Source organism: Nocardia sp. NPDC004582 (assembly GCF_053602115.1).
Window position 1 is genome coordinate 1 of record NZ_JBSGCY010000191.1, and the last position, 10,073, is coordinate 10,073.

The window sequence follows — 10,073 nt, forward strand, 5'->3', positions numbered from 1 at the left end:
CACCAAGTTGCTCGACGCGTTCTGGGTGACCATCAAGCTGACGCTGTACTCGGGGTTCTGGGCGCTGATTCTCGGCCACCGAGGCCGGCCTGGCTCCGGATCGCCTGCGCGACACCATCACCGACCTCCTGGGCCGGGCCAAGGGCACCCTCCCCGACGTGGTCCGCGCCATCGACCGCCTCCAATCCGCGGCCGAGGCCCGCCACACCGCCGACACCATCGCGCACTGGGTCGACACCCACTACCCCGACCCGGTCCGCGCCATCGACCCCGGCGACAGCGACCCCGGCGGCACCCCGAAGCGCCCCGGCCCCGGCACCCCGCCCACCGACCCCACCGGCGGCACCCCCGCCCACCCGGGCCCCACCAAACCCAACAACGACCCCGCCACGACGGCCAAGCGGCCCGCAGCGGGCGCACAGCCCGTGACGCCCGTGACGCATTCATCCACCACCACAACCCATTCCGGTACAGAGGAGTCCACCGGACCGCACCGGAACGGCACCGATCATTCCGGTGCGAAGCAGCGGGAGGCTGGGACTGGCCAAACCGGTGCGAAGCATCAGGAGGCCGGGTCGAGCGAGACCGGCGCGAAGCAGCCCGACCCCGCCTCGCACCAGCCCGGCGAGCGGGCGCACGGCGCCATACCGGAGCAGACCGGCGCTCCGGAGCAGAACGCGGGCGGACCGTCGGCGTCGGACTGGGTGGTGGTGGAGCCGGGAACCGTTCACAGCTGGTCGAATCCGCGATTGGCGGCCTGGGCCGAGGATCAGATGGCCCAAGCCCGCGCCGCGGTCGAACGGCGTGACCGCGCCGTGGCCGATCTGCACGCGATCGCCCGGAGCCTGGGCGTGGAACCGGCCGGGCGTGAGGCGCGGGTGCTGCGCGAAGTGCTGGTTCCCTTGGCGCAAGCGGAGATTCGGCGTCAGCACGCGCTGATGGAGACTCCGCACGGGCTCAACGCCGGCGAGGCCATGGCTCGGATGCGCGCCGCCGAGCAGGCGGAACGGGCGGCGAGCGAACTGCTCATGAGGGTCGAGACTCTCCCCCGGGAGGCCGTGGCGGCGCGAGTCGAGGCGGAGCGCCTGCACGGGTCCGTGCAGGACGAGGCGGTGAACGACATCCTGCGTACCGCCGGAGCCGATATCCGCGGCCGCGGTATCGGCATGCTGCACAACCCGGACATCGTCCTCGTCGTCTCCCCGCGCCTGGACCCGATCGCGGTCCTGGGCAAGGAGAACGTGAACATCATCGTCGCCCGCGACCTCCCGCTCGTGGCCCGCCTCGTCGTCCTGGACTTCGACGGCACCATCCACCTCCACGACCTCACCCCACCGCCGTCCGCGTCGACCACCGCCACACCGGAGTCGGTCGCGGGGGCCGTCGTCACCGAGGTGGGCGCCGCGCCCACAGGCGTCCACGGCGCAGTCATGTTCGAGGGCAACCTGCCGGACGGTCCCGACGCCACGCCGCTGTACCGCGGCGTCCCGCGCCTGCTGCCCGACGGTTCGGTGAACCCCGCGTACCTCGACGGTCTGCGCGGCATCGTCCCCGCCCGCGGCGACCTGGATCTCGACTACGACGGCCACACCTCCCACCTCGGCAGCCGGAGCGACGCCACCTCCTGGAGCCGCAACCAATCCATCGCGGCCCACTTCGCCGGCACCGACGGCCTCATCATGGAATGGCGCACCGGCGCACCCCCCGAAGACGCGACCTGGCGCTTCAAACCCACCTACGACCTCGACGACCTCTTCTCCCAGGTCCTCATCCAGGGCACCCTCACCGACGCCCGAGCCATCCGCCACCTCCCCGCCACCCCACCCCCCACCCCGCCCACTCCCGAACCCCCGACCCGTCCGTCCGCCGTCACCACCGCCAGCCCGTCCCTCGGCCTCGACACACCCGTAAAACCCCACCCGGACACCGCCACCCAGCATCCGCCCGTCGAATCCCCGCAGAGTTCCGACGACTCCAGCGCCCCCGGAACCGCCACCCCTGTGGCCACAGATGACCCCAACGCCTCTCCGCCTCCACCTGCCCGAAATCCGGAGCCCTCGCGCGAAACGGCTGTGCCTCCCGCTTCGAGCAACCCCGACGAATCGGGCAAGCCTGCGACGTCAGACAATCCAGCTCAGCAGGATGCGAGCAATTCCGGCGAATCGAAAGACCCGGCCGCTCCCGGAGATCCGGCCCAGCACGCCTCGGACGTCTCCAGCGACACACCAGTACCCGCGAAGCCGACGCCTCCGACCTCAGACGATTCCAGCGGTCCGGAAAACCCCGATGCGCAAGGCGATTCGACCCAGCCCACCTCCGGCGACTCCGGCGCCTCCCCATTCCGCTACAACCCGAACTGGCGCTCACACCTGCCCCTCGTGCCGCACGAGTTCGATCCGGACTTCCCTGACTACACCCCGAAGCCCCCGGAGCAGCCCGCCCCCTGGACGCTGCCCCCGGACCCCACCCCACCCCACAACCCTCCGCAGCCGACGCCCCATCAGCCGACGCCGCCGCCCCACCACCCGCCGCCGACCCCGCATCAGCCGACGCCGCAGCCGAATCGGCCGACGCCACCGCAGGTGCCGGCCCCGCCGAATGCGCCACAGCCGCCCCACATCCCGCAGCCGCCGAGTATCCCCACTCCGCCGCAACAGCCGAACCCTCCGCACATCCCGGTCCCGCCGAATATGCCGACTCCACCGCATATTCCGGTCCCGCCGAACCTGCCGGAGCCCCCGCAGCTGCCGCGGCCCCCACACTTCCCGGGCTCTCCGCAGTTCCCGACCCCGCCGCAGTGGCCGACGGGACCGAGCATGCCTCAGCAGCCCACTCATTCTGGAGCGCCGCAGTGGCCTGCCGATCCGGGTATGCCGCAGGTTCCGGCTGAACCGAGTGTGCCGCGTCAGCCGTCGGATCAGGGTGTGCCGCAGTGGCCGAATGGGGTTGGTGGGCAGCATGGTTCGCAGGAGCCGACTCATTCGGGTGGGTCGCGTTTGCCGCAGTGGTTGACGGATGCGCTGGGGTCTCGGACGCCGGTGCAGCCGGAGGCGCCGCAGCAGGGGTATCCGCATATCGATCCGGGTATGTCGCGGTGGGTGGCGGATTCGGCGGATGCTGGGGATGCGGGTGTGAACGGGGGCGGGCACGCGAGCGCCAATGGCGGCAATGGGATTGGTGGCGGCGCGGGGCAGGGGTTCCCGGGTGGCGCGCCGATGATGCCGCCTCCGGGGGCGTCGGGCGGTGGGAACGGGAATGGTGGTTCTCGGGGTAGCGGGCGGTTCCCGCGGGCGTCGGCGCGGCCGGCTTCCGGTGGGCAGATTTATCTGCGGTCGCATTCGGGGTTCGGGGAGTACGCGATGATGGATCCGGTGACGGGCCAGTTGAGCGCCGCGCCTGTCGGTACGGGTGCGCCCGCGGGTGTGTTCGACGAGCTGGATGGTTTGCGGGTTGTTTTCTACCGCGATCCGGCGGCGGGGCTGGTGCTGCGGGTCGGCGATCAGGTGATCGAGTTGGATCGGATGGCGGCGGGCGCGTTGTGGGAGCGTTCGGGGCCGGGCTTGGTGCGTCTGGTGATCGGGAGTCCGGGTGATGTGCGGTGTGAGCTGCGGTACAGCGAGCGGCCCGCGGATTCGGACCTGGGTTTGCTGATTCGCGATGTGCTGTCGGATTCGTCGCGCCGGCTGGGGATCTTCGGATGACCGCCGGTGAGGTGTTCGCCGATTTTTACGGTTCCGGCAACCGCACGGTTGTCCCAGGTATGTGATGCTGACAGTTGGTTTTCGGAACGGATGAGGAGGTTCGACGTGCGCGGTGAGCGCCCGAGCGAAGAGCAGCTGCGGCGGAATTTCGACACGGTCCTGGCCGATGTGCGGGAGGGGCGTGGCGTGCGGACCGCGTCGGGTCTGGATTCGCCGACCGAGAACGCCCTGTGGGCGATCGCGAACGCGTACCCGAACGTGCCCGAGGAGCTGGTGACCGCCGCCCGCGAGTCCTTCGCCGGTCAGCTCGACGGCAGCAATGCCGCCCGCTGGCGCGCGGACCTGGAGCGCCGGTTCGCCGAGCGCAAGCCCGCCTCGGACAGTTAGCGGCGATCCCGCGTGACCGTATCCCGCGAGTTCAGTGAAAACCTACCCACCGCAGCGGATTCCGATCAATCCGACATTCCCGAGGAACCCAGCCCCGACGTCGGCTTCAGCCTGGCCGCCGAGGAACTCGACGTTCCCGAGCGGGCCCGCCGCCTCGCCCACCGCATAGCCGCCGAACTTCAGGAGCTGGCCCCCGAGGGCTGGACCCGTGTCAGCGCCGCCTTCGCTCTGGCCGCGTCCGGCCGGCGCTCCCGCATCGTGTTCTCCGACGACGATCAGCGTCAGGCCCTGGTGCCCGCGACCGACACGATCATGACCCTGGTGGCCTCCCACCGCCGCCTCTCCGCCGAACTCGGCGACCCCTGGTGGCGACTGGAGCTGGACCTCACCTCCGAGGGCGCGCTGAGCGTCGACCACGACTACGGCGACGACCCGTTCCCGGACGATCAGCTGTTCACTCCGCAGGAATACCTGGCCGACCTCGACGCCGCCCCCCGCGAGTCCCTCCCCACCTGGCTGGCCGCCTATGTCGGCCACGGCAACCGCCAGTCCCGCTCCCCGCGTCAGGCGGCCGAGCAGGCCCGCGCGGATCGCGAATCCGGCTATCTGCCAGTTGTTTCCGAGGACGACTTCCCGCCGTTCCCGCTGCTGTGGTCGCGCTGGTCGGCGATCGCCGCCGCGTTCGTCGCGGTCGGCTCGGAGTGGGGCCCGCGGGTCCTGCCGTCCTTCGGCTGGTTCGAGGGTTCCCGCCGCTCCGGTTCCTCCCTGTACGAACTGCCCGGCGGCCGCGCCGTGCTGTCCGGCGGCGTCTGGAACGCCCCGGAACTGGATGTGGCCTACAACAGCAAGACCCCGCTGCCCCGCCTGTACGCGGGCGCCCCCGAATGGGTGGCGAACCCGGTGCTGAACACGCGTGCGGGCGGCGGCCTGCTGAGCTTCTGCTACTGGTGGGAGCGCGGTCGCTGGTACCGCGGCGAATCCCCGTCGGCGGCCGATGTCGCGGTCGCGGTGCCCGGCATCTGGACCGCCGGCACCGTCGCCGACGTGATCTGCGACCTGATCACCGAGCATCCCTCCGAGGAATTGCGTTCGGCTGTCACGAGTTTCGTCGATGCCGCGCAGCGCCGCGATGTCACTCACGCCCAGCTGTACGAAGTCTTCGGCGACGCGGCCGATCTGGACGCCGTGCACTACCAGCTGGCGCTGGCGGGTGTGGCGCGGCTGGGCCCGGAACCGATTCCGCGGTCCGAGGCCTTGGAGATCGTGCGCCACCACCTCGCCACCGAGGGCATCGACCCCGCCGCCTTCCCGGCGGATCGCCAACGCGCGGAACGGCTTACGGTCGGCTGGCTGGTGTACGTTCCGGTGGAGCCGGAGGAGGTCGTGCTGGATCGGGCGCTCTTCTATGTCGCCGATGACGGTGTGGTGGAGGCGGCTACCTCCAGCACCCCGCCGTCGGTCTATCTGTCCGGTTTCGAACAGCGTTTCCGCCAACGGCATTCGTAGTGGGATCGCGGCCGACGAGTGGAGTATGGGTGCGGTCGGGCCTTATCGTCGGAGTTGTTGCGCGAGATAGGAGTGGGATGTGAGCGAGAACGGCAGGAATCCCTGGACCGGGCTGGCGCAGCAGGCGCACACGGGCAATCTCGAGCTGAAACCGGGAGCCGCGCGCGAGGGCGCGAGGCTGGCCGCCATCGCGGCGAACGCGCTGACCTTCGCCAAGGGTTATCAGGACATTCTCACCACGCACAGGGGCTTCAGCGACAACGAGCATCTGTTTCAGATCCTGATTCTGAAGAAGCGTTTCAACGAGCAGGGCCTGGCCCTCGGGCCGATCCTGGACCACTACATCGAGCTGGTGAACGGCATGGCCGACACCATGATTCAGGCCGACCAGACCTACGACGCGGCCGAAGTGGATTCCAAGACCATGTTCGACCAGTTGAAGAAGGCGAACTCCAAGGACAGCGATTCGGCCGAACCGGCCCTGGACCACGGCAAGATCTTCGACCTCGGCGGCGACTCCGCGCCGCGCATCGACGAGCACGCGAAGGGCAATGAGGGCCTGTACAAGGTCGCCCACGAGCCGGGACACTACGAACTGATCGATCCGGAGAACCCCTACGCGCACCATGACCTCGACTGGTTCTACGAGGCGGGCGCGGGCATGGACCCGCAAACCGTGGCGAATTTCAGCGCCACCTGGGACAAGGTCGCCAGAAGGGTCGACGAGAGCTTCGGCGACCTGACCAAGCAGCTCACCAAGATGGTGGACGACAAAGACTGGTCCAGTGCGGGCGCGCACAGCGCGGTCACCGCCGCCAACACGTTCAAGAAGCAGGCGACCGACCTCACCGACGACCTGCGTTCGATGGCGGAGAACCTGAGATTGGTGTCGGGCTGGCTGGAGAACACCAAGGTCATGATGCCCCGCAACAAGCCGACCGACTTCGATTACGACCACTACCAGCGCATGGAGAACATGATCAAGGCCGCGCAGCTGGCCTTTCAGCACTGGTATGTGCCTGGCCTGACCGGCGCGAGTCAGGCCGTCCCGCGGCTGACCGATCCGACCGCCGCCACGCCCCACCTCGACGGCCCGGGCGGGCGGTCGAACAATGGCGACGGTCGTGGCGGCGGTCACGGCGGCGGGCAGCACCGTCCCGGTGGCGCCGGCGGCCCGAATTCCGGCAACACGCCGAACCACAAGGCAAACCTGAACGGAACAAAGCCCGACGGCACCAACCCGAACGGCACGAATCCCAACGGCACCAACCCGAATGGGACCCACCCGAACGGCACCAACCCCGATAAGACCAATCCGCAAGGGAATCCCTCCGGCACCGACCCGAATTCGAGCACCGGCCAGTCCAGCCAGGGCATGTCGCAGCTGTCGAGCGCGTTGCAGCAGGGCATGCAGGGCCTCACCGGCCTGCAGAGCACCGCACAGCAGAAGAAGCAACAGCAGGACCTGAAGGACAAGCTGAAGGACTCCCCGCTGGCCGGTCTGCCCAACCTCGAGGACCTGAAGAAGGGCCTGGGTGGTGGCGGAGGCGGTGGTGGTGGGGGTGGCGCCGCACCGAAGCCGATGCTCGAGAACGCGCGGCTGTTCCCGCGCGCCGCGCTGGCGGAGACGGCCGAGGCCAGTGCCACCGGTGTGGGCCGCGCGGGCGTCGCGGCGGGTTCCACCGGTATGGGCGGTATGGGCGGCGGTGGCGGTATGGGCCCGATGGGTCACGGCGCCGGCGGCCACGGTCAGGGCGGTAAGGACCACAAGCGGCCCGACTTCCTGGATTCCTCCGAGTATCTGGACGAGGCGATGGGCACCGCGCCGGTGGTGGCCAAGCCGGTGGTCGAGGGCTGACGGTGCGATCCTGGTCTTTCACCGATCTGGAGTTCCTGGTGCTGTGGGAGGAGCTCGGCGAGGAGCATCTGCCCCAGCCGATGTTCTTCACCAGCCGCGCACCGTTGTGGAGTGCGTTCCAGGACAGCAAGACTCAGGCCCGCGAGAGCCTGCGTGCCCGCCACGACCCGGAGCTGGCCGAGGTGCTGCGCGCGCTGCACACCCCGGACGTGCGGGTCGAGCTGCGCGGCTGGGAGCTGGGCGACCGGGCCGTGCCGGAGTCCAGCCTCCGCGTGCTGGGGGTGCGTTCGGGCGACGCCGGCTACCTGCTCGTGCAGCGGCCCGGCGAAACCACCGGCCCTGCCTCGGGATTCACCATCACCGAGTTCTGGGCCAACGAGCTGGCCGAACAGGTGGTGGGCCTGCTGCCGGCGACGCCGCCGGGGCGTGGCGGTGATCGCGTGCTCGCCGAGGCCGAGGACGTGGTGGACACCGACTACGGTTTCGGCCTTTCCCCGGCGCACGAGACGCTCGATGGCGGCGTGGTGGACCGCGCCGCAGAGTTCCTGGCGATCACCGCCTCGACCGCGGGCACCATCGATGTGGTGCAAGGCCGTTCGCGTTTCGGGCCGCGCGGCATCACCCGGCATCATCTCCAATGGCGCGATCTCGTCGACGACGGCCGCTATCTGATCACCGCGGATCAGCCGCCGGTGGCGGTGGCCGCCGATCACCGCCGCGTGGTCGCCGAGGTGAATACCCGTATCGCCGAAGTGGTCCTGGCGGTCGCTGACGAATGGGAGACCAACCGATGACCACCGACGAGTTCCCGAGCGAGTTCACACTGTCCTCGCGCACCGGCGCGATCGTGGTCACCACCACCGAACAGGGCCTGCCCCGGGCGATTTCGGTGGAGCGTGACCGGCTGCGCCAGGATCCGGAGCTGCTGGCGGCCGAGATCCTGCGGCTGTGCAGGCAGTCCGCCGCCCGCGCGGGTGTCGAGCGGCGGGCCCAGTTGCGGGCCGCCGGATTGTCTCCGGAGCTGCTGGCGCTGACCGGGCTGCCGACCGCCGACGACGTGACCCGCCAGGAGTATGTCGAGGAGCAGGATTACGAGACCGAGCCCGAGACCTGGCTGCGCCCGATCTGAGCCTCCTATCGGCGGGCCGATGAAATATACAGTGCGGCAACTTGATCCGCCACGCCGACGATCACCTGTGGAATACCCTGTGTTCACCGGGCTGTTGGCCAGTTAGTGAACTCTTCGTTATGCCGGGCGATTCACCGCTCTGTATAGTTCGATCCGAAATGATCTTCCTGATGGGGGTCTCATGAGCCATCTCGTTGCCACTCCGGACGCGATTCGCGCTTACGGCGATGCTTCGGCCGCCATGGCCACCGCGGTGGCGGGCGCCGCCGCGGTCGACCAGGTCGCCACGGTCACCGCCCTGGTACCGGTTTTCGGCCTCATCGGCCAGGACTTCCTGCTGAGTTACGCGGGCGCGCAGGGCAATCATCTGTCGTCGGTGGCGGAGCTGGCGGCCGTGCACGCCGGGACCGCGGTCACCGCGCACGAGGCCGCGGCGTCCTACGAGGCCGTCGACGACGCCGCGGGCGTCGACTTCCTGTCGCTATCGCGGGACCTGTGACTACGCCCTTCGACCAGGGTTCGACGGGAGCCGCGCAGGCCGCTCCCACGGTGGCGAGCGGGCAGTCGGTGGCGGATGCCCTGCGCGACACCGCTTTCGCGCCGCTGCTGGACTCGCCGGTCGCCGAGGTGCTGTCGACGCTGGGATTGCCCGCGCTGCCGCAGATTCCGGCACTGCCCCCGATGCCGGACATGCCGCCGCTGCCGACCCTGGACCTGACCGCCCTCACCAAGCCGCTCACCGATCTGGCCTCCGCGTTCGGCACCGGACAGCTGGGTCAGGGCCTGGACGCGTCGCAGATGCTCTCGGGCGTCTCCTCGGCGCTGCAGCAGGTGATGTCGATCGCGCAATCGGTGGCGTCGCTGGCCAACTCGAATTCCTGGCAGGGCTCGGGCGCGACCGGTGCCGCCGAGAAGGGCACGGCCGCGCAGACCAACGCCCTGGAGCTGGAAACCCAGAACGGACATCAGAAGACCGTCATGGCCGGCGCGGCGAGCTCGGTGGCCGTCGGCGGCGCGATGATGTCGGCCATCATCACCAAGTTCGTCACCGGCGTCACCGTGGCCGCACCGTTCATCGGCACCCCGCCGGGACAGGCGTTCCTGCTGTCGCTGGCGAGTGAGACCGCCGCCGAGGCCACCGCGGTGGTGGCCAAGACCCGCACCGAGATGACCGTGCACAGCGCGAACATGACCACGGCCGGGCACAAGGTGAAGGTCACCGACGCGCCGAAGGGTGTGGATTCGCTCTCGCAGGTCACTCAGCTGCTGAGTGCGATCGCGCCGTTGAGCAGTGTCGCCGGCCAGGGCGCGCAGACCCTGCAGCAGCTGCAGTCGATCAGTCAGCCCTCGACGGTGGAGCCGGTCCCGGAGACCGAACCCAAGGCCGCGCAGCCGGGTCCGGGCGGACTCGGTGGCGGCGGCGGGTTCATGCCGATCGGCGGCCTGGGCGGCGGCGCGGGCGGGATGACGTGCACGGCAACGGACTCCGGCC

At 69.8% G+C, this 10,073-nt stretch carries 8 protein-coding genes; all 8 read left to right on the forward strand.

Translation table 11 applies throughout. The features are described 5' to 3' along the window. The first annotated feature begins 158 nt into the window (after positions 1-158). Positions 159-3,701, forward strand: a complete 3,543-nt coding sequence (locus ACWELJ_RS31295) for a hypothetical protein (protein WP_452369696.1) — start codon at positions 159-161, stop codon at positions 3,699-3,701. 105 nt (positions 3,702-3,806) lie between these two features. After that, on the forward strand, positions 3,807-4,088 hold the full coding sequence (locus ACWELJ_RS31300) for a hypothetical protein (RefSeq protein WP_452369697.1): 282 nt from the start codon (positions 3,807-3,809) through the stop codon (positions 4,086-4,088). 12 nt (positions 4,089-4,100) lie between these two features. Continuing rightward, positions 4,101-5,594 carry a hypothetical protein gene (locus tag ACWELJ_RS31305; RefSeq protein WP_452369698.1) on the forward strand — a complete coding sequence of 498 codons (1,494 nt, stop codon included), beginning with the start codon at positions 4,101-4,103 and terminating at the stop codon, positions 5,592-5,594. A 79-nt stretch (positions 5,595-5,673) separates the two neighbouring features. Further along, positions 5,674-7,452: a hypothetical protein gene (locus ACWELJ_RS31310; RefSeq protein ID WP_452369699.1), complete on the forward strand. Its 1,779-nt coding sequence runs from the start codon at positions 5,674-5,676 to the stop codon at positions 7,450-7,452. A gap of 2 nt (positions 7,453-7,454) precedes the next feature. Beyond that, positions 7,455-8,246: an ESX secretion-associated protein EspG gene (locus ACWELJ_RS31315; protein WP_452369700.1), complete on the forward strand. Its 792-nt coding sequence runs from the start codon at positions 7,455-7,457 to the stop codon at positions 8,244-8,246. Beyond that, entirely contained in the window at positions 8,243-8,581 is a 339-nt protein-coding gene (locus tag ACWELJ_RS31320; protein WP_452369701.1) for a hypothetical protein, read from the forward strand. The genes ACWELJ_RS31315 and ACWELJ_RS31320 overlap by 4 nt, the downstream gene beginning before the upstream one ends. A gap of 181 nt (positions 8,582-8,762) precedes the next feature. Continuing rightward, positions 8,763-9,080: a type VII secretion target gene (locus tag ACWELJ_RS31325; RefSeq protein ID WP_452369702.1), complete on the forward strand. Its 318-nt coding sequence runs from the start codon at positions 8,763-8,765 to the stop codon at positions 9,078-9,080. Next, a partial coding sequence (locus ACWELJ_RS31330; protein ID WP_452369703.1) for a hypothetical protein occupies positions 9,077-10,073 on the forward strand: 997 nt, incomplete at its 3' end. The genes ACWELJ_RS31325 and ACWELJ_RS31330, both read left to right, overlap by 4 nt.

Bases quoted from the DNA above. Each gene is read 5' to 3' on its own strand.
- ACWELJ_RS31320 (WP_452369701.1), top strand. From the start codon at position 8,243: ATGACCACCGACGAGTTCCCGAGCGAGTTCACACTGTCCTCGCGCACC.
- ACWELJ_RS31325 (WP_452369702.1), top strand. From the start codon at position 8,763: ATGAGCCATCTCGTTGCCACTCCGGACGCGATTCGCGCTTACGGCGAT.